Below are 25517 nucleotides of genomic sequence, written 5' to 3'. Positions count from 1 at the left end.
TTATTTCTTGGCAATCATTTGTCTTAACTTCACTTTTGCGCGTGCCAGGTGCGATTTGGAAGTTCCTACGGGAATATCCAGCATTGCACCGATTTCCTCGTGTGAGAAGCCTTCAATCTCGAAGAGGTTAAAAACTGCCCGCTGGGGAGCGGATAAGTCTTGTATCATTTGCATGATGTCTTCCGCTGAAAGCCTTGCAATAACTCCTTCGTCGAGTGTTTCTAATGGAAGCTGCTGAATGTCTGTCTGGTGTAGTTCGCGCTTGTTTTTGCGCAGCCTGTCCAATGCCGTATTAACTACAATGCGGCGCAGCCACGACTTGAGCGAACGCTGCTGGTCGTGGCGGTTCAGGTGCTGAAATGCTTTTACAAAACTGTCATTGGTTATTTCTTTGGCTTCTTCCGTATGCTTGGAGTAGCGCAGGGCAATACTCATCACATACCCGTAAAAGCGCTTGTAGAACAACTCTTGTGCGCCGCGTTTACCTGCAAGGCAGTCGCGGATGAGTTGTATTTCTATTGCTTCGGGCGATGATGTCGCATTTGCTGATCCCGTTGTTTGAACCGGGTAAGTCATGTTGAGCTATTACGCTGAAAACTTAAACTTGTTTTGCATATGGTTGTTTGGGTATAAGGCGCTTAGTGGGAAGCATGTTTCGTTGCCTTTATTCGTACTTAGAAGTTAATTTTTTCCAGACATTTAACTCTAGCAACTTTACCAATAGTGGGAATACGTGTGCCACAGGGGATGATGCCGTCTTCAATGGTATAGGCAAAGCGCACACGTTCGCCGTCTGCTACTGCAATACCCAGATGGGCAATATCGGCGAGCAGTCTTTCGCCATCGTCCAGCACAAACTCGAGGCAGCCGTCCACAGGGCGCATATCGCTGACAGTAGCTTCTGTAGTAGCGCAGCCAACTTCGCTCAGGCAAGTAAGTTGAACGGGTGTGGCCTTTTCTACCTTTTCATCGTAAAGCGTGCAGCGGATAAGGTCTTTGTAGCGATTGTCGCGACTGACTTTCTTATAGCCGATGATGTAGCGCTTGCCCGCCTGAATGGCTACCGGCGCAAATGTGGGGAACATTTCCCAAGGTTGAATATACTCTCCCCGATCGGTGAAGAAATAAATATTGCCAAACGCGCCATAAGCTGCACAGGACATCTGAACAGCAGTTACTTCTAATCCACAGGCAACTTCTTCTCCCTCTTGGGGACTGACTTTGTCATGTTCGCAGGCAGGCAAGCCCAATAAAAGTATAGCGAATGCAACAAGGCCGAAATATTTGAATTTGCGCTCCATGACAGTAATGCAATGCTAAAATGAATCAGGTACGATGCAGTTTTTATCTACATAAGCACACGCTAAAAGGCGTGTTACAGGGCAATTATTGCTACCGATATTGAACACCTCTGGGGTGATTGACCCGTTACATAAATTTGTTATAACTACTTTTTTTACGTCTGTTTTCTTACAGGCGTTGCAGCAGTTCAAAAAAAATTGTAGCTCAGTAGGGGAGTATGCGCATTTGTTCTCGATTATCTACAGCCTGTAGGTTGAGCAGCAGGTGCAATCGCAGCCCAATAATAGCTGTGTTGAGGTTGAGCCGCCTTTCGGGTTCTATGACGTTGCCATTAGCATCAAAGCGCCCGAGTGCAATAAAGTAGCTGGTGCTTTGTGCAAAAAACAGCCCGATGCTGTAGGTTTCTTTGGGAAACCACGCCAGTTCGGCTTGCGCTCTTGTCTGGTCAATGGTGCGCGGGTGGATACTGCTGCCCGGAAAAATACTTGCCTGATAGCTAAATATGGGTCGTAGCAGTTGTTCTTTTCCGATAGAAAAATTGCGGGTAAGCGCTGTCAGGAAGTTGAATGAGTTCAGTTGATCGCTTTGTAAGGTGTAGGCAACCTGCTTGAGAAACTGCCATTTGGCTATTTTGCCCGAGTGGCTTGTATTCAGGCTGTAAGAGAAAGTGTTGCTATTATCTACTGTTGTGGGCATGATACTGCCACCGATAAACCAACGGCGCGTCAGCCGCTGTTCGTAGCCGATAGTAGCCGACAATCCGGGCTGACTGATTGCCTGCTGCAACTGCGCGAAGAGAAAACTGCCGCGCTGCTGGTAGCGCTCGGCATTGGCAGTAGCAAAAAATACAGGGCGATCTGCCCAGCTCCTGACCAGCGGCAGTACTGTCTGTGCCTGAGCGGTCAGTTGGCACAGGCACAGAATCAGTAAAGCAGCAACAGGTTTACAACACATTGCTGAGTTGTTCTTTGATTTTTTCCAATTCTTCTTTCATTACAACTACTAATCGCTGCAAGGCAGCATCGTTTGCCTTAGAGCCGACGGTATTAATTTCGCGTCCTATTTCTTGTGCAATGAAGTTGAGCTTCTTACCATTGGAGACAGGCTCGTCCATTGCTTCCAGAAAGTAGTCCAGATGGCTCTTCAGGCGTACTTTTTCTTCGGCGATATCTAATTTTTCGGCATAGAAGATCAACTCCTGCTCGAAGCGATTTTCGTCGAGAGCATTCTTCTCGATCAGTTCGCTAACTTGCTGCCTGATTTTTTCGCGCAGATGTGCCATTCGTTTGGGGTCTTCGGCATCAATAGCCTCTAATTGCTTACGGATGACACCGATGCTACCTCTGAGCATCTCGTCCAGCGACTGTCCTTCTTTGATGCGGAAAGCATCGCACAGGGCTGTTGCGCGGACAATACTCTCCCAAACGGCTTGCCACTCGCTGTCTGAAGCGGGGGTAGGGCTTGCCTGCTCGTAGGCATCAGGCATAGAAAGTGCCAAGCGGAATAGGTCAGGGCTTACTGCGCCCATCTGGTCGGCTGTTTCTTTCAGGTCGTTGTAGTACTGCGTTACTAATAGCCGATTGATTTTCATGCGTCCTTCCACTTCTGCTTTGCGCGTATAGTTGACTACTACGCTGATTTTGCCGCGTTCCAATTGCTGCGCCACGTAGTTTCGCACATCAATTTCCTTGTCGGAAAAGGCGTGTCCGATCTTGGTAAACAGATCTAAAGTTTTAGAGTTCAACGATTTGACTTCTGTTGTCAGGCTGTACTGGTCGTTTTCGATTTGTACGACTCCGTAGCCGGTCATAGATTTAATCATTTGGTATTACTAATTTCTTTAGCAGTGATTTCTTTTGTCCACTGCTCTTTGCCTGTGTAGTCAAAAACCTTGATGGTCAGTTTGCGGTCGTTGCGCGGGCCTGTAACTTCAATAGTAGCAAAATTGCGATCGTTGACCATCGTATTAGGGACGCGCAGCGTGTTAGGCTCATTTACATTGCGGGCTGGACCGGATGTCAGCGGTGAAACGGTCAGGTCGTAAAGCGCAGGTACGCGGTCGTTTTCTTTGAGCATGGTCAGTTCGGTGTGGTGGCGGTCGCCGCTGATGAAGAACACACCTCCGATTTTAGCATCGCGAATAGCTTGCAACAAACGGGCGCGTTCTTCGGGATAAGTAGAATAGTTCTCAAAAACCTGCGCCGGATTGAGTACCTGACAGCCAATTACTACAAACTTAAAGGTTGCTTTGCTGGCAATGAGCGCATTGATGACCCATTCAAGTTGTGCATCGCCGAGTAGTTTGCGCGGCATAACGTGGTTGTCGTTGGCTGTGCGGAAATAGCGGTTGTCTAAGAGGAAAAATTCGGCATCGCCCCACTGGAAAGTGCCGCTGATGCCTTTACCACCTGTGCCGGGGCCGTAATTAGGGTTTGCCCAGAACCTTTTGAAGGCTTCGTCGGTCAGATGTTTGAACGAGTAGCTGCCGTCGGAGTCATTTGGGCCATATTCATGGTCATCCCAAATAGCATAGTGGTGCACTGAACCAAGCAGCGGCTGCATTTCTTTGACTGATCGGGTGTGGGTATAGCGGTACAGGATGCCTGTTTTGGAATCAAAATCAGGCTCGCGGAGGTACACGTTGTCGCCACCCCAGACCATAAAATCGGGCTTTTGCTCGTAGATTTTCGTGAAAATTTCGTAATACCCGCCGTAAGGTCTGCCCGGGCGATCGTCTATAGTGTCGTTGATGTAGGTGCAACTGCCCAGCGCAAATTTGAAGTTGGGCGGGTCGGTTCGGTATTGCCACAAAACTTGACTCTGAAACTCAAGCGGATAATTGCGGGATGCCTTTTTGCCATTGATAAACAGTTCGTAGGCATATTTTTTACCGTGTTGCAGTTCGTCTGCAATTAGTGTAGCTGTGTAGCCTTCCGATTTTTTGGTAGTGTAGCTCTCGGTGCGATAGCGCTTCTGAGGCTGGTCTTTATCCCAGTATTCAAAATAGACAGTTGCCGGAGCAGTGGTTTGTACCCAGAGAGCGGTTTCTTTCATGGCAGAATAGCCCACCATAGGCCCTGACTGGAGGAGGTTGGTGTTTTGGGCAATGGCTGTACCCCAAAGTAGCAATAATGTAAACAGGAGGGAAAATAAATTTTTCATTGTAGTGTAGTACGTGAGAATAACATGCTAAAGGAATATGACTGCAGTTGATATGGCAGTAATTTCACAATAGACACAATAGCAAATCAATCAAAACTGCTAAATTAGCAGCCCTATGAATGACGCAAATATAGATTTTTATCGCCGGATAGGTGCAAATAAGTTGCGCGAAATGGCAGTATTGCAGGGTTTGGAGCGAGGGCCCGAGATTCCTTTGCTGATGCCTTTTATCAGAGATGCACAACTGCTGATCGAAATTGGCGCAGGCTATGGCAGAATTGTAAAAGCGCTGAAAACCAACGGCTTTAAAGGAAAAATAGTGGCACAGGAGCGCTGCCCTGAGCTTTGTCAGGTATTGCGCGAGGAGTGTAGCCAAGATGCAGTGATATTTGAAGGCGACATCAAGCGCGAGCATTATCCGCAGAACTCTGATGCCTTACTCTGGATGTGGTCGGGTATGCTAGAGTTTACCCCTGAAGAGCAACAGGCGGTGATTGGACAACTCTTTGCACACCTCAATCCCGGCGGTGTGTTGGCCTTAGAGATTCCCCGCGAAATTCGCTATGTGGGCAAACCGATAGACGAACGAAAAATCGTTGTTGATACCGAATGGGGACGCATTGATGCCTATTTGCCTTTGGAAGAGGAGTTGATTAACTATGGCTTGCGCGCAGGCTTCAGGCATCTCGAAACCATCCACTACCAAACCGATACGGGGCTGAAGCGAAGCCTCTACTTGTTTGTCAAAGATTAGGCTTTGTCTTAGACAAATAGCGATACAGCGCCATTACCTGCGTAGCCGCATCGTCCCAACTCATTTTACTAATAGTACGGCGGTTTTCTTCCGACAATACTTTGGCAAGCGCCGGATTGTTGAGCAGCGCGAGTATGTAATGCGCGAAGCGGTCTGTATCCCAAGGATTGGCTTTGAGTACAAAATCCAATACTTCAGAAACACCCGACTGTGCAGAAATCACCATCGGTATGCCTGCCAAACCTGCCTCTAAGGCAGAAAGCCCAAAGGGTTCGGAGGCAGAAGGCATAAAATATACGCTTGCCGTGCGCATCAGCGCCGCTACGCGCTCAGGACTCAGGAAGCCCGCCAAAATAAAGTTTGCTCCAATGCCCCGACTGGCAATTTCGGATGCCAGCCAGTCGTGCAAATCGCCCGTACCTACTACTACGAAGAGTACTTCGGGATCTTGTGCGATAATCTTGGTAGCAGTTTCCAGCAGAAAATCAGGCCCTTTTTGGTAGGTTACGCGCCCTACAAACAGCACCATTTTGCGTTTAGGCGCTTCCAACGCCGCTACAGGAACGGCAGCAGGCGCAAAAAGCCCTTCGTCGGGGTTAATAGCATTGTACACAACGTGTACTTTGCTGCGGTCTATGTTTGGGTAGTACTCGGCAATGCGATTTTTTGTATAGTGGCTAACGGGAATAACCAGATCGGCTTCGGTCATGCCAATATATTCGATGCGATAGATGGCATTTTCTGCTTGGCAAGCAGCAGGCCCGCAGCGGTCTGTCTCCAAAGAGTGAATGTGCGCAACCAGCGGAATGCCGAGTTTGTCTTTGAGAGCTACGCCCGCCTGCATGGTCAGCCAGTCGTGTGTATGGATAATATCAAAAGTCCTGCCTTCGACTAATTGTAAAACAGTTTGTGTAAAAGTCAGCACCTTTTCCATTGTGTTGCTGCCATAGGCTTCGCCCGAAGCAAACAAGTTGCGGATGCGGCGCGCGTCCATTGGCGTGTTGGCAGTGCTGTCTGGAGTTGTAATTGCTTGCGGGGGCAGCAGTTCGGGCGAGTCGTCGCTTTCTACCATAATCGTCCGCCGCACCGGAATAGGGTAGGGGCTGAGTTCGGTGGTAATCAGCATGACCTCTGCAAATGCGCCGTAAGGAGTGGCTTGCTTTGGATCGTCGGCAGTAATCGTTTCTCCCGCGTCTATCTGGTTGATTGCCAGCGTTTCAAAACCGGAGGGCAGTTGCGCCTTTTCGGGCAAATAGGGAATAATAACAGTAAGGTCAGCATATTTGCTGATTGCCTTTGCCAACTGATAGGTAGCCTGTCCCAGCCCACCCGAAATGGCGGGGGCAAACTCCCAGCCGAGCATTAATACCTTTGGTCGTACCACAGTTTTTGCCAGAGTATTTTAGTGTTGGTAAATCAGAAATTTTCCGCGCAAATAACGCATATTTCAGCGAAAAACTGATAGTTGGGAAGGTGCATTCCTACCTTTGTGCCCGTTCGCGGATTTGTTGCTGCCACTTGTCCTGCGTGCGTTGCCCAATGCCGATGCTGCTGAGCGCACCGTTTAGGATGATGCGCCCCCAGAAGGTAAAAATAGATTTGTCGGGTTCGCGTACTTGTGCTATGTATCCTTCCCGTCCTTTGTAGAGAAGCATGCGCCTGTTCTTGTTGCGAATGAGCGTATTGGCAAGGATGCTCAGCAGCGTGCTGCGCCGCACGATTACTTCTTCCTGATCGGTTGTGCGGCGGCTTAGAATGCTGAATTTCAGATTGTTGTAGTAGAGCCACATTTTACCCGTTGCTTTTTCGTGATTGACGCGGACAACCATACTGCCGTTCGTAATCTGCCCGCGTCTGATGCGCACACCTGCCATAGGTTCTACCAGTCCATTAAATATGGTAATAGGAATGCTGTCGAAGGTAGCCTCTATTCGATGTTCGCCCGTTTGGCTGCCTGCTGCAAAAAAAATATCGAAATCTATCTCACCGATGCCTTCAGGGCTGCCTTTGATGTGCAGGCGGATGCTTTCATTGCTTGCAGCGCGGTTGTGAAGACCGTAAATGTGTCCTCTGATTTGATTTAAATTAAGGGTCGCCACTTCCTGATAACGGTTTTTTTCGCGGTAATGTATTTCACTATTCGACAATTGGATGGTGTCTATGCGCACTTCAAAGGGCATTTTGGCAAATTGATCGAGTGGAAACAAGCGTTTGTTGCCTAAGCGCGGAAAATTAGTGTCTAAAAATACATTACAGTCGAACCGATCAACACTGGCAAAACCTGCAAAAAAACCTTCTCCTGCAAATAACCTGCGCCATTGCGGTGCATGGATAACCACCTGACGAGCGGCATAGCTGTCATAGCTACGGCGAACGGGATAGCGTATGTAAAATTCGTTGATGTCCATATTCGGGCGCAGGCTGATGCTGTCCAGCATCAGACGGCGGCTAATCGGCTCGTAGAAAACAGTTCCTACCCGCAGTAAATCGCGATTGTTGGGGAGTCGCCACCGTACATTGCCTGCATGCAGATGAACAAATGACTGCTCATCGGTTTGGAAAGGCTGCTCTACGTGCAATAGGTGAATATCGGCGGCTAATCGCTCGCTTTTGAGTTGCGTGCGTGTTACGTACAGATTGCTGATGCGTGGATGTGCGAGCGGCGAAAAAGCCTGTTGCGCCGAGTCGGGATGCAACTGCACCTCGCCATTGACCAGCGATAAACTGCCCAATGCGGGCGCTTGTCCTTTCTGCCAGTTTTTTTCGGGCAGCGATAGCGATGCTTGCTTGAAACTGCCGTCAAAATCTTTGTGTTGCAGCGTTAGCTCGTTGAACTGAAGCTCTTGCAATGCTGCATCCGATAGCTGGGCATCTGCAAATGCCAGCGTAACGGGTTGTAGCTGTAGGTTTGTTTCTCCCGCGCGGAAGGCTTCGATCGCAGCTAATGAAATGGCTGTAGGGCTGTTGTGGATAGCTGAAAGCCGCGCATACAATTGCCTTGTTTGGAGGCGCATAGCGGCGGGTAGCTCCAGCCGCAGGCTATCGCTTGAGGCTGTTATTTGACCAATGTACAGGCTGTCGAAAGGCGTAGGCAATTGCTGTGAAACCCTGCCGACAAAGTGCCCTTGCAACTGATCTATCTGCAAAGTATCTATTTTGAGGTATTTGTGCCGCAGAAGCGATTGGGTATCCCATCCGCGCACAGATAACTGCCTGAGCGATAGTCGAGCCGAGTCGCCATGTACAGTGTAGAGTGTAAACTGCCGGAGTGCGAGCAGCCTCTTGTCTGTATCTATCTCAGGCTGACTGCCTGCTATGCGGTAGCCCTTCCAAAGCCCATAAATGCCGCTGCCTTCTTGTTTGAGCAAGGGCAGTTCGTCCGATCCGAAATTCATTGTGCCGTTGATCCCCCACAACTTGAGAAAGTCGTTATTGCTGCCTTTGAGGGTAACGGCTGCCTGCTGCATAAGAATTGCACCGCGCATTGACAGGGGAAATGGCGCTTGGTCTGTTGCGGGCTGTTCTACGGTCAGGCGCAACTCAGCGCTGACAAGCTGTAGCGTATCAAAAACAGGTTGCCAGTTGCCTTTGAGCAAGTGTCTGATATCCAGATTTTTCAGGCTGAAACTTTTAACATTGCCCTGCGCAGCGCGTATTCCACTATTATCCGTCCGAAAAGCAAAAGCCGTACCTGATGCCTGCAGCAAGCCATTGCGCGTTTGCAACTGTGTAACACCCAGTTCCAACTGTAGCTTTGCAAGTTGCAGTTTGCTTTCGCCAATACGCAGCCGGATCAGGCTTTCAGGTAGCTTTGCTGCCCACAAGTTGATCGCAGCAGGCAGCGAAAGTCGTTCTATTTGCAGATGGCAGCCCTTCAGGTGTACCGATTGCTGTGCATCTGTCATATTTAATTCGCCTTCACTAATTTTTAGTAGGTCTATTAATATACTGTTGTTCAGTGCGTTTAGCTCAGTTATTGGATTGCTCGCGCCGGCAGGCAGACGCATATTGACAACAGGTCGTTCCAATTGGAGGGTCGAGAAGTGCCATCGCTTCCCTTCTGCTACAGATTCCCATCGGTGGAGCTTTGCAACGAGCGAGTCAGTTTTCAGGCGCTGCTGCCAGGTGCTACTCTGTCGTTCCCTGAGGGTAATGCCCGCAGCAGTTAACTGCGCTGGATGCGATGTCAGCCGCAGATACCGCAGATGCACATTGTAGAGGCTATCGCCGATAAAGAATCGTTGGTTGCGCAGTGTCAGTACTGCATTTTTCAGCTTTGGAAAGCTAGCACTCGCCGAGGTATCGGGCAATGCAAACGCAAAAGAGTCCAGTCCGAAGTCTAAATGCGGAAGCAGTAGTTTGGGGCTTTTGCCTTGGAAAAGTGCAAATGCACCCTGTTGTAAATAGAACTTGCCAATAGCTACACTGTCAAAAACTGTTGCCATAATTTTGAGAAATGTGCGATCCGGTTGCCAACTGCCTGCTTTGGATGCTGCATCTGCCGCACGATCAATGGCTATATCCGGCTTAATGATTTGCAAATTCTTAATAATCAGACTATTGTCATTATAGGCTCTCGCAAAATCAACGCCTTCGAGGCTAAGCTCCGGCACGCTCATCTGATAAGCATGCTTATGTGCAGGAAGTCTCTGGCGAGGCAGTAGGCGAAAATTGCGAAATGTGATAGCCGATTTTTGTGTGCTGATTTCCAGTTTATCAAAAGTAAACGCATGAAGGCTGTCGGGCAGCATAATTTCCTGACCGTCAATACTTAGGTCAAAACCATCGGCGTAGAAAATCTTTTTGCGGTTGTGTACCGAAGCCGAATCAATGACCAGATTTTGCAGCACAAAATTGATATGCCTGAAACGGTAGTTGGTAGTGCTTGCTTCACCATGCTGCACGAAGCCAAAAGAAGCCTGATAGAGTGCAAAATGTTTGATCTGAAATTTGTCTAAATAATTTTTAATCAGCAGGTAAAGATTGCCCGTTTCGCGCGAGAAGGTCGGATTTTTTTGTGCCGACTGTGCAAAACTTTCTACTTCGATATCTGGCTTGATAAAAGTTAAGCCGATGATATTCAACTCTCTGGTAAAGTAGATCTGCCAGAGACTTTCTGTTTCCAATGCAACAGATTTTACCCGCAGTGAATAGCGGTTGGCAACCGTTGCAGTATTGATAGGATGAGGGAGGATCGCAAGTTGCGAGAGTTGTAACTTGTTTTTAAGCACTTCAAACTGTAGATCTTCATACTGTACTGTATATTCCCCCTTAGTTTCTCTGACTATCAATTCAGCGATTGCCTGCCCCAAGAGTTGGTCAGTGTAAGATTGCAGCCACTTTGTAAATAAAAAGAATGCCGAAAAAGCTACCAGTGTTGCCACCAGCCGAAAGCGTTTCCGTTTCCTTAAAAAGTACATAAAGCCCTTTTGGTGCATTATTGTTCCCGATCAGCTAATCCAAGACCCAAAATAATGCCTCATTTATGGAATTCAACAGTTTTTGTGAACAGCATTTTTTTGCAGCCCATTTTAGGTTTAACAGACAGATTCATTAAAGTTTAAATTTAACTTAGGTGTTATAAAATGTTATATATCAATATTTTATGATTTTCATTTGTGTAAAATCTTACGCTGAAAAAACATTTTTAAAGTTCAAAATCAACATTTTTTGAGAAGAGAATGGCGTTAAAATTGCGATCTGTGGGAGAAAAAGAATAAAAAGTGGGAGAAAGTGGGAAATTGTGGTTGATTTTTTGAAATGAATTCTTAGCTTTGTCTCATAAAGTTAAAGTGATGCTTTAAGTTTTTAGAAATGCCTGTATTTAGTGGCGAATATGAATGTAAGTTAGATGCAAAAGGACGACTGGTTTTACCTGCTAAAATCAAGGCTGCCCTACCTGCGGAAGCGGCAGCGACTATTGTATTGACGCGTGGTTTCGAGCCTTGCATCATCTTATATTCCTTGGTATACTGGAAAGAACTGTCCGAACGGGTAATTGCGCTGAATGAGTTTGTGGAGGAGTATCGCAATTTTCAACGGAATTTTTTTCGAGGTAATACCGAAGTCGAACTGGATTCAGCAGGGCGTTTTTTAGTGCCGCGTACCATGCTCAAATATGCCAATATCGAGAAAGATGCTATCGTAGTTGGTGCAGGTAATCGTGTAGAAATTTGGCAACCGGATGCCTACGAAGCCTCGTTGGTGCAGGATGCTAAGCAGTTTTCACAAATGGCAGAGCGTGTTTTTGGTAGGGAGGACAAATTACAATGAGTGAATACCACATTCCGGTGCTTTTGCAACCAAGCGTGGAAGCACTTATTACCAACCCTAACGGCACTTATGCAGACTTGACTTTTGGTGGTGGAGGACACAGCCGTGCGATCATTGAAAAACTCGAAAATGGGAGGCTTTTTGCTTTCGATCAGGATTGGGACGCAGCCGAGCAAGCCGCTAAAATTGACTATAAAGGCTTTACCTTTATCAGGTCTAATTTTCGTTTTGCCAAACGTTATCTGAAAGTTTACGGCGTAACAGCATTAGACGGCATACTGGCAGATCTGGGCGTTTCCTCGCACCAGTTTGACCAAGCAAAACGCGGCTTTTCCATTCGGTTTGATGCGCCTTTGGACATGCGCATGGATAGGGAACAGCCTGTTTCGGCAGCCGACATCATCGCCAACTACGATGTAGCAGCCTTGCACAAAATGCTTGGACGCTACGGTGAGATTACCAATGCCAAAACACTGGCAGAAGGCATCGTAGCGGATAGGGCGCGCAAGCCGATCCTGACCATTGCAGACCTACTGGCTGTTTTGGAGAAATTTGCGCCCCGATTTAAGGCATACAAATATTACGCACAGGTTTTTCAAGCCTTGCGTATAGAGGTCAACGATGAAATGGGTGCGCTGCGCGACATGTTGCAACAGGCAGCAGAGTTGCTCAAACCCGGTGGTAGGCTGGTGGTGCTTTCCTACCACTCGCTGGAAGACCGATTAGTGAAAAATTTTATCAACAAAGGAAAGTTTGAAGGCGAGGTAGAAAAAGACCTCTACGGCAACGAAATCAAACCGCTAAAGGCACTCAACCGACAGGTAATAAAGCCTTCGGAAGAAGAAATAAAACAGAACAACCGCGCCCGCAGTGCAAAAATGCGGATAGCAGTCAAAACATAAACAGTTATGGCACTAGCAGTAAACAGACCTAAAAGGCAGCAAAATACGCAGGGCAGGCTACTTACCCGGCTAAAGGCAGCACAGCCCGGAAAAATTTTGAGTGGATGGGTAGGTTATTTCCTATTGATGGCAACATGCGGGCTGCTTTACATAGCTAACCTGCATTATGCCGACCGAAACATACGCACACTCAACCGCCTGAGGAAAGAGGTTGCAGAGTTTCGCACCGAGTACACGATGCTTCGCGCACAGTTCATTATGGGCAGTAAGCGAGGAGTCATTTCAACCAAAGTCAATCAGTTGGGGCTGGTCGAAAACGACAAGCCCGCATATGAATTGACAGCAGACAAATAGCAATAAATTTACCCCTTATTATTTGTACAAACCAAATAACAGATGTTCCCGATTGACCATGCCTTCTGCTGAAGGCACAACCAATTGTTGTACTTATTAGAAACAGGAAAAAAGTGAGCAAAAGCATTCGCAATTCCATCTTATCGCGTGTACGCCTTGCCTTCTACGGCATGGTAGGAATCTCGGTACTTGTCCTGTTGAAAATTCTGGTGATTCAGGTCTGGCAAGGCGAACTCTGGGAGAAGAAAGCCAGCGAAAACGGCGTTTCTTTCCAGAAGATCAAAGCTAACCGTGGTAATATTCTTGCAGACGACGGCAGCCTGCTGGCTACCAATTTGCCTTACTATCGGCTGGCAATAGATCCATATTTCTCTAAGGATACGGTCTTTAACCGGAATATAGATACCCTTGCTGCACTGCTTGCTGAACGCTTTGGCGAAAAAACTAAACAGCAATGGATAAAAGAATTGGTGGCTGCACGTGCCGATAAGAAACGCTATAAAATTCTTACCAAAGAACCTTTTGACTATTTGCTGAAAGATGAAATCAGCGCTTGGCCAATGGTAAGCATGGGGCGCAAAGCAGGTATATTCTTCGAAAAAACAGAACGCAGGTTTAAGCCCTTCGACAACCTCGCACGCCGTACCATTGGTTTTGTACAAGAAGACAGTGGCAAAAAAGTAGTTGGACGCGGGCTGGAGTTTAGCTTCCAGCACGTCTTGGCAGGCCGCGACGGGCAGGCTATCTTCCAGAAAATCGGAACAGAGCAGTGGAAACCCGTCAATGATGGCTCTTACATCCGCCCCGAAGATGGTTTAGATATACAGACAACTATCAACATAGATTTACAGGCACATGCCGAGCAGGCGCTGCAAAAGGCACTTGCTGCACGCAATGCGGATTTTGGCTCAGTGATAGTTATGGAGGTAAAAACAGGGGCTGTTAAAGCAATTGTCAACTTGAGTAAAGACAAAAATGGAAGGTATGTAGAAGACAACAACTACGCAATAACAGGACTTGCCGAGCCGGGCTCTACCTTTAAAATTGCCACAATGGCAGCTTTGATGGAAGAAGCTAATATCAGCCTGACCGATACAGTGCAGACCGGCAACGGAATCTACCAGTTTTTTGGAGATGCTATAATGACGGATACTAAAAAAGGTGGCTACGGCAGATTGACAGTGAAGCAGGCTTTTGAGTACTCTTCTAACATCGGTATTTCTAAACTGGCTTTCAAATATTTCCGAAAAAATCCTGAGCGATTTTTGGAATATTTAGACAAGTTCGGGCTGACACAAAAGTTAGATTTTCAGATGATTGGCGAGCCTGCACCTTTTGTTAAGCGCCCCAACGATCCTACATGGAGCGGTGCAACGCTCCCATGGATGTCTATTGGTTATGAACTGCAACTCACTCCACTGCACACACTGACATTTTGTAATGCACTTGCCAACAATGGCTACATGGTAAAGCCGTACATTGTTAAGCGAGTAATGAACGGAAACAAAGTTGTCAAAGAATTTGAAACAGGTGTGAAAGGCGACAAACTGGTTTCCGCCAATACGGTAGCCAAAATGCGCGAGCTGATGGTAGGCGTAGTAGAAAACGGAACAGCTAAAAGTATTCGCAGCGAGTATTTCAAAATTGCAGGTAAAACCGGAACATCGGAAAAAGTGGTGAGCGGCTCTTACACAGAAAAGCACTACACCTCTTTTGTAGGCTACTTCCCTGCCGAAAAACCAATCTACAGTTGTATCGTGATTGTGGATAGCCCTGAAGGCGGCTACGGAGCAACAGCAGCAGCCCCTGTCTTCCGCGACATTGCAGACTTTGCCTACTCGCAGCGACTAACCCGCGAACTAGTTCCGGAGGATAAGATAGCAGTACAGTTACCCGCTGTACCTAAATCAGGCTATCAGCCCGATTTGAATCTGATCTCAGAAAAATTGAATATTGTCAAGGCGAGCTATACCGCTGAGCCGTGGGTCTATGTACGCACGGGTAGCGATACCCTGAAAATGTTAGGACATAGGATGCAGGCAGGCATCGTGCCTAACGTGGTCGGTATGACCATGCGCGATGCGGTTTACATTCTTGAAAACAAAGGATTGAAAGTCCTTTTTACCGGCAAAGGCAAAGTCAAACAGCAGTCCTTATTGGCAGGAACTAAATTCAACAAAGGCGATAGAATATTCCTGCGGCTGGGCTAATTTTTGCTCCAAGTCGGTCAGTTTTTAACTTAAAACCCGTTTAAAAATGAAGAAGAAAATCGTTTTCACCCTTCTATGGTTAGGCTTGTCATTAGGGCAAATCTTTGCAGCTACTGCACCTAAGGCAATGAGCGCCGAGCAGCGCGATGCAGAAAATGCAAAGATGCAAATCGAGCAGATGATGCAGCCGCAAGCAAATACCGACAAGCGCCAGATGCGCCTGATCCAGAAAGCAGAGCATAAAATGGATCAGTTGGCAGATAAGCTCCGCCAAATCAAGCGTCCGATGGATGACATTAAAGGCTTGCTGAAAACTATCGGCATCATCCTGATTATCATTGGTCTGGTTGGTATCGTACTGGGTGTACTGGGTATCGGTGGTGGCTATCCTGCGGGTGGCGGTGCACTGTTCCTCGGTCTGGTACTGTATCTGATTGCGCGATATGCGCTTTAAGAGGTGTTAAAACCTGATTGAATTTCAACCTGACGGGTTTTGTAAAGCCCGTCAGGTTTGTATAAATACACACAAACTTGATACGACTATTAAAACATTAGCTCACATATTGCCCGCCATCAATCCTATCAAGATACAGGGCGATACATCTGTTGCCATCGGGCAAATCGTTTTTGATTCCCGAAAAGTGGCGGCAGGGGATGTTTTCGTGGCGGTCAGAGGCACGCAAGCCGATGGACATGCCTTTATAGCGGCGGCAATACAGCGCGGGGCAGCCGCCATCGTATGCGAAACACTGCCTGAAACAGTACCTGCCGACTGCTGCCTCGTACAGGTGGCAAACAGCGCCGAGGCGCTTGGCAAACTGGCCGCTGCTTACTACGATTATCCTTCCCAAAAGTTGAAACTGACAGGCATCACGGGTACAAACGGCAAAACCACTACCGTTACCCTGTTGCATCAGCTTTTCACCAAATTAGGCTACAAAGTCGGGCTGATTTCTACCATTCGCAACCTGATTGGCGAGAAGGAAATACCCGCTACACATACTACCCCCGATGCGGTATCGCTCAACGCCCTGCTGGCGCAGATGATAGCCGACGGATGTACGCACGCATTTATGGAAGTAAGTTCGCACGCGCTGGTGCAGTACCGCACCGCCGGACTGACCTTTGCAGGAGCTATTTTTTCCAATATCACCCACGATCACTTAGATTATCACGGCACGTTCGATGCTTACATCCGCGCCAAGAAAATGTTTTTTGACGGATTGGATAAAAATGCTTTCGCATTGATTAATAAAGATGACAAGCGTGGCGCAGTGATGGTACAAAATACGGCGGGCAGGGTCAATACTTTTGCATTGCATTCCCCTGCCGACTTCAAAGGCAAGGTGCTGGCAAACACCGTTCGCGGCTTGCAAATGGAGATCAATGGCAGAGAAGTCTGGTTTCGACTCATCGGCGATTTTAACGCCTACAATCTGTTGGGCGTTTACGGCACCGCCGTTTTGCTTGGCCAAGATGCCGAGCAAGCGCTGACTATTTTGAGCCAATTAGACGGCGCGTCAGGCCGATTTGACCGCCTGATGGCAGCCAACGGCACAACAGCTATTATTGACTATGCACATACGCCCGATGCGCTGAAAAATGTGCTGCAAACCATTCAATCGCTGCGAGGGCAGCGCAAAGATTCCATCACTACCGTTGTAGGCTGCGGCGGCAACCGCGATGCGGCCAAACGACCTCTCATGGCGGCGATCGCTTGCCAATTCAGCGACCGCGTAATACTGACTTCCGACAACCCGCGCTTTGAAAAACCCGAAGCGATTCTGGCAGATATGGAAAGGGGCGTTCCTGTCCATGCCTCCAACCGCGTACAGGTGATTGCCGACCGCCGACAAGCTATCAAAACAGCTATTGCACAGGCAAAGGCAGGCGATATTATCCTGATTGCAGGCAAAGGCCACGAAGACTATCAAGAAATTGAAGGTGTAAAATTGCCTTTTGACGATAAAAAAATTGCAGCCGAGTATTTATCAACCCTAAACTAAACTGACAAGTGCTTTACTATCTGTTTCAATATCTGGACAAACAATTCGACCTGCCGGGCGCGGGCTTGTTCCAGTATATTTCGTTTCGGGCAGGTATGGCGGCTGTGGTTTCACTGCTCATAGGGATGACTCTCGGCGAACGAATTATCAACTACCTACGCCGCCTGCAAATTGGCGAAACCATCCGCGAACTGGGATTAGAAGGGCAAACCGAGAAAAAAGGAACGCCCACCATGGGTGGGATTATCATCATGGCAGCCATACTGATTCCCGTGTTGCTATTTACCCGCATTACCAACGTCTATATCGTGCTGCTGCTAATTACGACAATTTTTGCAGGACTGATTGGCTTTGCCGATGACTACATCAAGGTTTTCCTCAAAAATAAGAACGGGCTGCGAGGGCGCTTCAAAATCATAGGACAAATTACGCTGGGCATCATCGTTGGCACAACGCTGTATTTCAACGATTACGTAGTCGTACGCGACTACGACGATAAAGTTACCGCTGAAAATGTGGTGCAAGCCGTGCGACAAGGCAACTTTGCCGATGTCAAGTCCACCAAAACTACTATTCCTTTTGTCAAAAACAATGAGTTTGACTATGCCGACATCTGGCCGGTGGCAAATGACGACTTCCTTTGGGCGCTGTATGTAGGTGTAGTAACTTTTATCATCACCGCTGTTTCCAATGGGGCAAACATTACTGATGGTTTGGACGGGTTGGCGGCGGGCGCTTCGGCCATCATAGGCGTTACGCTGGCCGTACTGGCCTATGTTTCCGGCAACGTCATTACGGCTAAGTACCTCAATATCATGTATATACCGCATACGGCAGAGTTAACAATCTTCTGCCTTGCCTTTGTAGGCGCGTGCATTGGTTTTCTGTGGTACAACTCCTACCCCGCGCAGGTATTTATGGGCGATACAGGCAGCCTAATGCTGGGTGCGCTCATTTCAGTAATTGCCGTAGCTATTCGCAAGGAACTGATGATTCCCCTGCTGTGCGGCGTTTTTCTGGTAGAAAATCTGTCTGTTATGATTCAGGTATCTTACTTCAAATATACCAAAAAGAAATATGGCGAAGGGCGGCGCATTTTCCTAATGTCGCCCTTGCACCATCACTACCAAAAAAAGGGCATGCACGAAGTGAAAATTGTCAATCGCTTCCTGATTGCACAGGTATTGCTGGCATTGTTTACGGTTATTAGTTTGAAAATCAGATAATAGTAATTGAGCCTATGAAAATAGCGGCGTTGGGTGCAGCCGAAAGCGGCGTAGGAGCAGCAATCTTAGCTCGTCAGTTAGGATACGAAGTTTTCGTGTCTGACAGCGGCACCATTGCCGAACGCTACCGCCGCGAGTTGCAGCACTATGGCATTACCTTTGAAGAAGGCGGGCATACGATGGAACGCATCCTCGATGCTGACCAGATTGTGAAAAGTCCCGGCATACCCGACTCGGCACCTGTAACTGCCGCCGCTATTGCCAAAGGCATTCCCGTGCTTTCAGAAATTGAGTTTGCGGCGTGTTTTACCCCTGCCCAACTCATTGCTATCACAGGCACAAACGGCAAAACCACGACCACGCTACTCACCTACTACCTAATGAAAGCTGTCGGACAAAGCGCCGTGCTGGCAGGCAACGTAGGCGAAAGTTTTGCGCGACAAGTGGCGCTGGAACGCACAGAAGGCAAAAAAATTGACTGGTACGTGCTGGAAATCAGTAGCTTTCAATTGGATAACTGCTACCGTTTTCATCCGAATATCGCTGTGTTGCTCAACATCACGCCCGACCATTTAGACCGCTACGACAACAGCATGGAACTGTACGCGGCGGCCAAGTTCCGTCTGTTGCAAAACATGGACGCTTCCGACGCTTTCGTCTATTTCGCCCAAGACCCGATTCTTTCGGCAGAACTGGCAAAACGCAAGGTGGCCGCTCGGCATTACCCCATTACCGATGCGCAATTTGGCGACGGAACACTGACCATAGACGGCTACACCTTTGAGCATCTGCCGCTGGTAGGTCGCCACAATATGATTAACATGTCGGTTGCTATTCAGGCCGCGCTGCTGGCAGGCGCAAGCGCCAAGGCTATCCAAGAAGCGTTGCCCGGCTTTGTCAATGCGCCGCATCGCTTACAAAAAGTGTTTGAATATCAAGGCGTTACATTCATCAACGACTCCAAAGCGACGAACGTAGAGGCCGCTATCTATGCCTTAAACGCTTACCGCGAACCTATCGTGTGGATTGCAGGCGGCAAGGACAAAGGCAATGACTACGACCTGATGCGCGAATTGGTGCGGCGTAAAGTGAAGGCGCTTGTTTGCATGGGTGCAGATAACAGCAAACTGTACCGCTATTTCGCGCCGATTGTGCCGCAAATAGCCGATACGCACAGCATAGAGGAGGCGGTAGCAGCCGCTTATCGCTTTGCCGCGCCGGGCGATGTGGTGTTGCTTTCGCCCGCCTGCGCAAGTTTTGATTTGTTCAAAAATTATGAAGACAGAGGGCTGCAATTCGCCGCCGCCTGTCGGAAGTTAGGGGAAGCTATAACGATAGCGGACGCTTGAATTACAAACCTGACGCCGTAGTTCGTGTCCGCACGAACTACCCTTGATAAAAAAACAAATGTCGCGTGTGGAGACACACGCAACGGCAAATGATAAAACAATAAAAGACATGGAAAATGCAGCAAAACAAACGGCAGACGAGAGCGGACAAACCGCTGCGTTGCGGCGCAAGGTAGAACTCAAAGACATTTTTCAAGGCGACCCTGTGCTTTGGGGGGTTGTGTTTGCCCTCTCTGTGATTGGCATTTTGCTCGTGTACAGCGCCACAGGTACGCTCGCCTTCCGCTACATGGAAGGCGATACTGAAGCCTATCTGGTGCGCCACTCACTGCTGGTTTTAGTAGGTTTCATTGCCATGTGGTTTTGCAGTCGCGTGGACTATCGCATCTACTCGCGCCTGTCGCGGTTTGCGCTGCTGCTGTCCGTGCCGCTGCTGCTGGTAACATGGCGCTACGGCGTTACCCTCAACGACGCTACGCGCTGGATTACGATTCCTTACTTTAATCAAACTTTTCAGCCTTCGGATTTGGCAAAATTTGCGCTCATTGTCAATGTGGCAAGCATGTTGGCCAAACGTCAAAATGCCGTTCGTACCGATACGCAACGCGCTTTTACCCCTATTCTAATTTGGTGCGGCATCATTTGCGGGCTGATTGGACTTTCGGATTTGTCGGGGGCCATATTGCTCTTCGTTACCTGTATGTTGCTCATGTTCATTGGACGCGTGCCTTCGCGCTACCTGACTTCTTTGCTCATCGTTGGCGTAGTGGCAGGCATATTTGCCGTAGCAGTCGGGCAGCGCGGCGAAACTGCTAAGAGTCGTATTCAGGCATTTTTTGACTTAGATCAAATGCCTTTTCAGGCCGAGCAGTCGCACATTGCCATCGCTACCGGCGGATTTATCGGCAAGGGCCCCGGACAAAGCACACAGCGCAACTACATCCCACACCCTTATTCGGATTTTATTTTTGCTATTTTGGTAGAAGAATACGGCTTCATAGGCGCGGCGATAGTCATTGGGCTGTACCTAACCTTGCTTTATCGCGGGATGCTTGCCGCCGCCAACAGCGAACTTGCCTTTGGCGGCTTGCTTTCGGCAGGGTTAAGTTTCAGTTTGGTGTTGCAAGCCTTGGTCAATATGGGCGTAGCCGTTGGCCTCGTGCCTATTACAGGTTTGTCGCTGCCGCTGATTAGTATGGGCGGCACGTCTATGCTATTCACAGGCATATCTATCGGGGTAATCATTAGCGTCAGTCGCGGCGTTCGCACCATCAGACCCTTAGAAGCGCGTCAGGCAAGGCTCAAGTTTCAATAAATTCAAAATCGTAAATCGTTAGTTACCATGCGTTTGCAAAAAGTCATCATTAGCGGAGGAGGCACCGGCGGACATATTTATCCGGCCATTGCCATTGCGCAGGCTTTGCGGCAACGCGTGCCTAACCTGCAACTACTTTTTGTAGGTGCAGAAGGCAAAATGGAGATGGAAAAAGTGCCTAAGGCAGGTTATCCAATCGTTGGCTTGCCGATTCGCGGTTGGCAGCGCGGTCAGTGGAAAGCCAATTTGAGCTTCCCTTTCCGATTGGCGGCAAGCCTCTGGAAAGCCCGCCGCGTGCTGCAAGAGTTCCGCCCCGATGCCGTCATTGGCGTAGGCGGCTATGCAAGCGGCGCTATCGGGCAGGTGGCGGCGTGGAATAAAGTGCCTATTTTCCTGCAAGAACAAAATGCCTTTGCAGGACTGACCAACAAACTGTTGGCCAAGTATGCGCGGAAAATTTGTGTCGCCTATCCGGGCATGGAAAAATTTTTCCCCAAAGAGCGCATTGTGATGACGGGCAACCCCGTCCGTCAGGACATTAGCCATTTGGAAGGCTTGCGCGAAAAGGCAGCCGCTCGTTTTGGGCTGGATGCCGGTAAAAAAACAGTCTTGGCCATGGGGGGCAGTCTTGGCGCGCGCACCATCAACCAATGCCTGCAAAAAGAAGCGACCCGCCTACTGGCGGCAGGTTATCAGCTCATCTGGCAAACGGGAAAAGGCTATTACGAATCGCTGCGAAAGGCAATTTCGCCACAGCAAGGGCTGTATATCAGCGACTTTGTGTATGAGATGAACTATGCCTATGCGCTTGCCGATGTAGTCGTTTCGCGTGCCGGAGCGCTTTCCGTGTCGGAAATATGCGTAGCGCAAAAGCCCTGTATTCTGGTGCCTTCGCCCAATGTAGCCGAAGACCATCAGACCAAAAACGCCCTTGCGCTGGCAGAAAAAGGCGCGGCGCTGATGGTGAAAGACAGTGAAGCGGCAACACTGCTGGGCGATACGCTCATGCAATTGCTGGCGGATGAACCCAAACAAGAGGCGTTGAAAAATGCTATTCGCGCATTTGCACGTCCCGATGCGGCAATGAAAATTGCGAACATTATTTTGAACGAAACAAGTAAAGCATAAATATAAGGTGTTAGCCAACATTGGTTTTGTGTATTTCATCGGTATCGGTGGTATTGGGATGAGCAACTTGGCGCGTTGGTTCAAAGCCAATGGCTATGAAGTGGCCGGCTATGACCGCACCGCTACCCCGCTGACGGCTGCTTTGCAAGCCGAAGGCATGGATATACACTTTGAAGACGATGTTGCGCTGATTCCCACCGCGTTCCTTGAAAATCCGAAGGCAACGCTGGTGGTTTACACGCCCGCCATTCCCAACGAGCATCGGGAGTTAAACTACCTGAAAGCCAACGGTTTTGACTGTCGCAAACGCGCCTACGTATTGGGGCTGATTGCCAATGCGATGCGCTGTCTGGCAGTAGCGGGAACACACGGCAAAACAAGTACAAGCAGCACGCTGGCGCATCTGATACGCCAAAGTGGCGCGGACTGCGCGGCGTTTTTAGGTGGCATCGCGCAAAACTACCAAACCAACTTTTTGCTTAATCGCGGAGAAGCAGCAAAGGCTTGGGCTGTTGTAGAAGCCGATGAGTACGACCGTTCGTTCCTGCATTTGCAGCCACAAGCGGCAATTATCACCTCTACCGATGCCGACCATTTAGACATCTACGGGGAAAGTAGCCGATTGCTAGAAAGTTTTATAGAATTTGCGCATAATATTGACAAAAAAGGCTTTTTGCTTTTGCATGAAACCGTAAAAATTGATGCAAGCGCTTTGGGCGATATAGAAATTTGGCGATACGGCGCAGAAGCCGCCAATACGGCAGATGTGTGGGCAACCAATATCCGCGTCATCAACGGTCGCACCGTCTTTGACTGGGTTGTGCGCGGCCAAACCATTTTGCAGGATGCCGCGCTTGCCGTTCCGGGTATGCACAGCCTGAACAACGCGCTGGCAGCCTTGACGCTGGCTTGGAAAGTGGCAAGCATTGCGCCTGAATGCTTGCGAGGAGCGCTGGCAAGCTACAAAGGTGTTAAACGCCGCTTTGAAATTTGCATTGAATCCGATATCTTGACCTATGTGGACGACTACGCCCACCACCCAACAGAAATTGATGCGTTCATTGCCGCCATGCGGATGTGCTATCCGAACCGTCACCTGACTGTGGTGTTTCAGCCGCACCTATTTTCACGTACACGCGACTTTGCGGCAGGCTTTTCGGAAAGTCTCAGCCGTGCAGACCGCCTGATTTTGCTGCCGATTTATCCGGCGCGGGAGCTGCCGATGGAAGGCGTAAGTTCGGAGTTGATTTTCCGCCATGCCACCGTGCAGGACAAATATTTGATTACAGAACAAGAGCTGATGCCTTTGCTTCAGCAGTTAGATATTGATTTACTCGCTACGGTCGGCGCAGGTGATATTGACCGATTCGTACCGCAGATAATAGAAACATTCACCCTTAAAATCGTTTGACACATGCGCAGATTCAGACTCAAAAAACGGGCGAAGATAATACTTGTGGCAATCGCCATTTTTGCAGCCGTTGGTTTTGCAGGCAGGCAATACGCCCGCGTGGCCAATGGGCAGATACAAATCCAGATTGACTACGCCGAAGAGGGGCAACTGCTCACCGAAAGCGATATTGAAGCGATTGTAAATGACTTCCGTCGCGGCGATTCGCTTGTCACCCAACCGGGCACCATCAATCTGGTCGCATTAGAAAACCGCATCAGGCAGTACGAATTTGTGGAGGACTGTCAGGTTTCCCGCGACCTGAAGGGTACGCTGATTATCAAGGTAGCGCAGCGCAAGCCTGTTGCCCGCGTAATGCGCAACAAAGGCGGCAGCTATTACATTTCCAATGAAGGCAAAATGATTCCCACTTCGGATAAGTTCACCGCCCGCGTGCTAATTATTACCGGCGCCGGAACAGATGCGCTGTCTAATTTAGATACCTTAGTACAGCCTTACGGCAAAGCGTTGGTTGAGACGTTGAATTATATTGACAAAGACCCTTTCTGGAAAGCGCAAATTACGCAAATTGATATTGACGAGGATATGCACTTAACCCTATATCCTACTGTAGGCGAACAGGTGATTGAGTTCGGCGAACCTGCTGATGTTGAAAAGAAATTTCAGCGATTAGCGCTTTTCTACGACAAAATTGTCCCTGCCAAAGGCTGGACAGCCTACCGGAAGGTAAAGCTGGGCTTCAATAACCAAATCGTCTGCGAATGACCCAAAAACTGAACACGCGAAAAATATTAAACATCTACCATTATGAACGACAAAATCATCGTCGGCTTGGATATCGGAACGACCAAAATATGCGCCATTGTTGGTCGGTTGGATAATTTTGGCAAACTGGAAATCATTGGGATGGGAAAATCTGAATCCCAAGGCGTAAAAGACGGCGTTGTTTCCAACATCAGCAAAACGACAGTGAGCATTACAGAAGCCATCGCTGAGGCGGAAAAAAACTCTGGCATTGAAATTCGTGTGGTAAACGTAGGTATTGCAGGCAAGCACATTCGCAGCTATATACACAGAGGCAGCATTACCCGAAGCCGCAACGACGATGAAATTACCATTGAGGATGTCCACAGGCTCACCAACGACATGTATCGCACCGTAACCACACCGGGCAGCGAAATCATTCACGTAATGCCGCAACACTACACTGTGGACTACGAGGAGAACATCAAAGACCCCGTAGGTATGGCAGGGGTAAAGTTGGAGGCTGACTTTCACATCATTACGGCGCAAACCAATGCGGTAAAAAATATCAAACGGGCGGTAGAGCGCGCCGGCTTGCAAATTGAAAACATTATTCTCGAACCGCTTGCCTCCAGCCTTTCCGTATTGAGTGATGAGGAAAAAGAAGCGGGCATTGCCATTGTGGATATGGGTGGCGGCACTACCGACATCGCTATTTTTCACGACGGTATCATCCGCCATACCGCCGTTATTCCGTTTGGCGGAGAAATTATTACCAGCGACATCAAACAAGGTTGTTCGGTGCTGGAGAGCCAAGCAGAGCAACTCAAAGTACTGTTTGGCTCTTCGCTGCCGGCGGCAACCCCCGAAAATGTGATGGTGTCCATTCCCGGCTTGCGCGACCGTCCTGCCAAAGAAATTTCTGTGAAAAATTTGGCGCGCATCATCGAAGCCCGCGTAGAGGAAATTGTAGAAATGGTATATCTGGAAATTGTGCGTTCGGGTTATGCCAATAAGCTGGCGGGCGGCATTGTGCTGACCGGCGGCGGGGCTATGTTGCAAGGCATCCGCGAACTGTTTTCACTCAAAACAGGGCTGGATACCCGCATCGGCTATCCGAACGAGCATCTTGGCAAGAGCAAGCACGAAAACGTCAAAAGCCCGATGTTCGCCACCTCCGTCGGGCTGGTGCTGGCAGGCTTTATGACCATTGATGAGCGCGAAGATAACTACTTGAAAAGCCCGAAGATCAGCGGTGTGGAAAGCTACTCCTACGGCAGTGGCGGCAGCCGCCCTTCCGCTTCCAGCTTCTTAAGAGACATCCTTCAGAAAACCAAAGACTTACTGATTGATGACTTTGACGACGGCAAATACTAATCCC

General features: G+C 48.7%; 21 protein-coding genes. 14 read left to right on the top strand and 7 right to left on the bottom strand.

Translation table 11 applies throughout. From position 1 onward, the window contains the following. The 5 genes from ACWIP2_RS10690 to ACWIP2_RS10670 form a co-directional block, all read right to left on the bottom strand. Nucleotides 1-576 carry an RNA polymerase sigma factor gene (locus tag ACWIP2_RS10690; protein WP_448519918.1) on the bottom strand — a complete coding sequence of 192 codons (576 nt, stop codon included), beginning with the start codon at nt 574-576 and terminating at the stop codon, nt 1-3. A gap of 98 nt (nt 577-674) precedes the next feature. Beyond that, on the bottom strand, nt 675-1301 hold the full coding sequence (locus tag ACWIP2_RS10685; RefSeq protein WP_448519917.1) for a hypothetical protein: 627 nt from the start codon (nt 1299-1301) through the stop codon (nt 675-677). 205 nt (nt 1302-1506) lie between these two features. Continuing rightward, complete coding sequence (locus ACWIP2_RS10680; protein WP_448519916.1) at nt 1507-2256, bottom strand: hypothetical protein; 750 nt, start codon at nt 2254-2256, stop codon at nt 1507-1509. After that, nucleotides 2246-3112: a YicC/YloC family endoribonuclease gene (locus ACWIP2_RS10675; protein WP_448519915.1), complete on the bottom strand. Its 867-nt coding sequence runs from the start codon at nt 3110-3112 to the stop codon at nt 2246-2248. The genes ACWIP2_RS10680 and ACWIP2_RS10675 overlap by 11 nt, the downstream gene beginning before the upstream one ends. Before the next feature lie 8 nt (nt 3113-3120). After that, nucleotides 3121-4464, bottom strand: coding sequence for an alkaline phosphatase D family protein (locus ACWIP2_RS10670; RefSeq protein ID WP_448519914.1), 1344 nt, complete (start codon nt 4462-4464; stop codon nt 3121-3123). 115 nt (nt 4465-4579) lie between these two features. Between ACWIP2_RS10670 and ACWIP2_RS10665 the strand changes: the two genes are divergently transcribed. Beyond that, nucleotides 4580-5218 carry a class I SAM-dependent methyltransferase gene (locus tag ACWIP2_RS10665; protein ID WP_448519913.1) on the top strand — a complete coding sequence of 213 codons (639 nt, stop codon included), beginning with the start codon at nt 4580-4582 and terminating at the stop codon, nt 5216-5218. On the opposite strand, the gene ACWIP2_RS10660 is transcribed toward ACWIP2_RS10665, so the two are convergent. Both ACWIP2_RS10660 and ACWIP2_RS10655 read right to left on the bottom strand, forming a co-directional pair. Next, nucleotides 5208-6602, bottom strand: coding sequence for a glycosyltransferase (locus ACWIP2_RS10660; protein ID WP_448519912.1), 1395 nt, complete (start codon nt 6600-6602; stop codon nt 5208-5210). The genes ACWIP2_RS10665 and ACWIP2_RS10660 overlap by 11 nt on opposite strands. A gap of 97 nt (nt 6603-6699) precedes the next feature. Continuing rightward, a complete protein-coding gene (locus tag ACWIP2_RS10655) occupies nt 6700-10602 on the bottom strand; it encodes a hypothetical protein (protein WP_448519911.1) in 3903 nt (1300 codons plus the stop codon). A 430-nt stretch (nt 10603-11032) separates the two neighbouring features. Between ACWIP2_RS10655 and mraZ the strand changes: the two genes are divergently transcribed. From mraZ to ftsA, 13 genes are all read left to right on the top strand, one after another. Continuing rightward, nucleotides 11033-11491: a division/cell wall cluster transcriptional repressor MraZ gene (mraZ, locus tag ACWIP2_RS10650; protein WP_448519910.1), complete on the top strand. Its 459-nt coding sequence runs from the start codon at nt 11033-11035 to the stop codon at nt 11489-11491. After that, nucleotides 11488-12393 (top strand): 16S rRNA (cytosine(1402)-N(4))-methyltransferase RsmH, encoded by a 906-nt coding sequence (gene rsmH / locus ACWIP2_RS10645; RefSeq protein ID WP_448519909.1) that lies wholly within the window; start codon nt 11488-11490, stop codon nt 12391-12393. Before mraZ ends, rsmH begins: the two co-directional genes overlap by 4 nt. Before the next feature lie 6 nt (nt 12394-12399). Next, entirely contained in the window at nt 12400-12747 is a 348-nt protein-coding gene (locus tag ACWIP2_RS10640; protein ID WP_448519908.1) for an FtsL-like putative cell division protein, read from the top strand. A gap of 113 nt (nt 12748-12860) precedes the next feature. After that, nucleotides 12861-14957, top strand: a complete 2097-nt coding sequence (locus ACWIP2_RS10635; RefSeq protein WP_448519907.1) for a penicillin-binding protein — start codon at nt 12861-12863, stop codon at nt 14955-14957. Nucleotides 14958-15003: 46 nt separating this feature from the next. Then, nucleotides 15004-15411 carry a hypothetical protein gene (locus ACWIP2_RS10630; RefSeq protein WP_448519906.1) on the top strand — a complete coding sequence of 136 codons (408 nt, stop codon included), beginning with the start codon at nt 15004-15006 and terminating at the stop codon, nt 15409-15411. A gap of 88 nt (nt 15412-15499) precedes the next feature. Next, complete coding sequence (locus tag ACWIP2_RS10625) at nt 15500-16963, top strand: UDP-N-acetylmuramoyl-L-alanyl-D-glutamate--2,6-diaminopimelate ligase (protein ID WP_448519929.1); 1464 nt, start codon at nt 15500-15502, stop codon at nt 16961-16963. Between the two features lie 8 nt (nt 16964-16971). Further along, the gene (mraY, locus tag ACWIP2_RS10620) at nt 16972-18189 is read left to right on the top strand and encodes a phospho-N-acetylmuramoyl-pentapeptide-transferase (protein WP_448519905.1); all 1218 of its coding nucleotides are present in this window, start codon (nt 16972-16974) and stop codon (nt 18187-18189) included. Nucleotides 18190-18203: 14 nt separating this feature from the next. Continuing rightward, a complete protein-coding gene (gene murD / locus ACWIP2_RS10615; protein WP_448519904.1) occupies nt 18204-19538 on the top strand; it encodes a UDP-N-acetylmuramoyl-L-alanine--D-glutamate ligase in 1335 nt (444 codons plus the stop codon). 109 nt (nt 19539-19647) lie between these two features. Further along, complete coding sequence (locus ACWIP2_RS10610) at nt 19648-20853, top strand: FtsW/RodA/SpoVE family cell cycle protein (protein WP_448519903.1); 1206 nt, start codon at nt 19648-19650, stop codon at nt 20851-20853. A 27-nt stretch (nt 20854-20880) separates the two neighbouring features. Continuing rightward, entirely contained in the window at nt 20881-21981 is a 1101-nt protein-coding gene (murG, locus tag ACWIP2_RS10605) for an undecaprenyldiphospho-muramoylpentapeptide beta-N-acetylglucosaminyltransferase (RefSeq protein ID WP_448519902.1), read from the top strand. Nucleotides 21982-21988: 7 nt separating this feature from the next. Then, a complete protein-coding gene (gene murC, locus ACWIP2_RS10600) occupies nt 21989-23392 on the top strand; it encodes a UDP-N-acetylmuramate--L-alanine ligase (protein WP_448519901.1) in 1404 nt (467 codons plus the stop codon). Between the two features lie 3 nt (nt 23393-23395). After that, complete coding sequence (locus tag ACWIP2_RS10595) at nt 23396-24157, top strand: cell division protein FtsQ/DivIB (protein ID WP_448519900.1); 762 nt, start codon at nt 23396-23398, stop codon at nt 24155-24157. A 42-nt stretch (nt 24158-24199) separates the two neighbouring features. Next, a complete protein-coding gene (gene ftsA, locus ACWIP2_RS10590) occupies nt 24200-25513 on the top strand; it encodes a cell division protein FtsA (protein WP_448519899.1) in 1314 nt (437 codons plus the stop codon). The last annotated feature ends 4 nt before the right edge of the window (nt 25514-25517 follow it).

It is taken from the genome of Rhodoflexus sp. (assembly GCF_053489755.1).
The sequence above is the reverse complement of the archived record's forward strand: the minus strand, read 5'-3'. Positions and strand labels throughout refer to the sequence as shown.

Excerpts from the sequence above, each read along its gene's own strand:
- ACWIP2_RS10690 (WP_448519918.1), bottom strand. The coding sequence starts at position 576 with ATGACTTACCCGGTTCAAACAACGGGATCAGCAAATGCGACATCATCG.
- ACWIP2_RS10685 (WP_448519917.1), bottom strand. The coding sequence starts at position 1,301 with ATGGAGCGCAAATTCAAATATTTCGGCCTTGTTGCATTCGCTATACTT.
- ACWIP2_RS10680 (WP_448519916.1), bottom strand. The coding sequence starts at position 2,256 with ATGTGTTGTAAACCTGTTGCTGCTTTACTGATTCTGTGCCTGTGCCAA.
- ACWIP2_RS10675 (WP_448519915.1), bottom strand. The coding sequence starts at position 3,112 with ATGACCGGCTACGGAGTCGTACAAATCGAAAACGACCAGTACAGCCTG.
- ACWIP2_RS10670 (WP_448519914.1), bottom strand. The coding sequence starts at position 4,464 with ATGAAAAATTTATTTTCCCTCCTGTTTACATTATTGCTACTTTGGGGT.
- ACWIP2_RS10665 (WP_448519913.1), top strand. The coding sequence starts at position 4,580 with ATGAATGACGCAAATATAGATTTTTATCGCCGGATAGGTGCAAATAAG.
- mraZ (WP_448519910.1), top strand. The coding sequence starts at position 11,033 with ATGCCTGTATTTAGTGGCGAATATGAATGTAAGTTAGATGCAAAAGGA.
- rsmH (WP_448519909.1), top strand. The coding sequence starts at position 11,488 with ATGAGTGAATACCACATTCCGGTGCTTTTGCAACCAAGCGTGGAAGCA.
- ACWIP2_RS10640 (WP_448519908.1), top strand. The coding sequence starts at position 12,400 with ATGGCACTAGCAGTAAACAGACCTAAAAGGCAGCAAAATACGCAGGGC.
- ACWIP2_RS10630 (WP_448519906.1), top strand. The coding sequence starts at position 15,004 with ATGAAGAAGAAAATCGTTTTCACCCTTCTATGGTTAGGCTTGTCATTA.
- murD (WP_448519904.1), top strand. The coding sequence starts at position 18,204 with ATGAAAATAGCGGCGTTGGGTGCAGCCGAAAGCGGCGTAGGAGCAGCA.
- ACWIP2_RS10610 (WP_448519903.1), top strand. The coding sequence starts at position 19,648 with ATGGAAAATGCAGCAAAACAAACGGCAGACGAGAGCGGACAAACCGCT.
- murG (WP_448519902.1), top strand. The coding sequence starts at position 20,881 with ATGCGTTTGCAAAAAGTCATCATTAGCGGAGGAGGCACCGGCGGACAT.
- ACWIP2_RS10595 (WP_448519900.1), top strand. The coding sequence starts at position 23,396 with ATGCGCAGATTCAGACTCAAAAAACGGGCGAAGATAATACTTGTGGCA.
- ftsA (WP_448519899.1), top strand. The coding sequence starts at position 24,200 with ATGAACGACAAAATCATCGTCGGCTTGGATATCGGAACGACCAAAATA.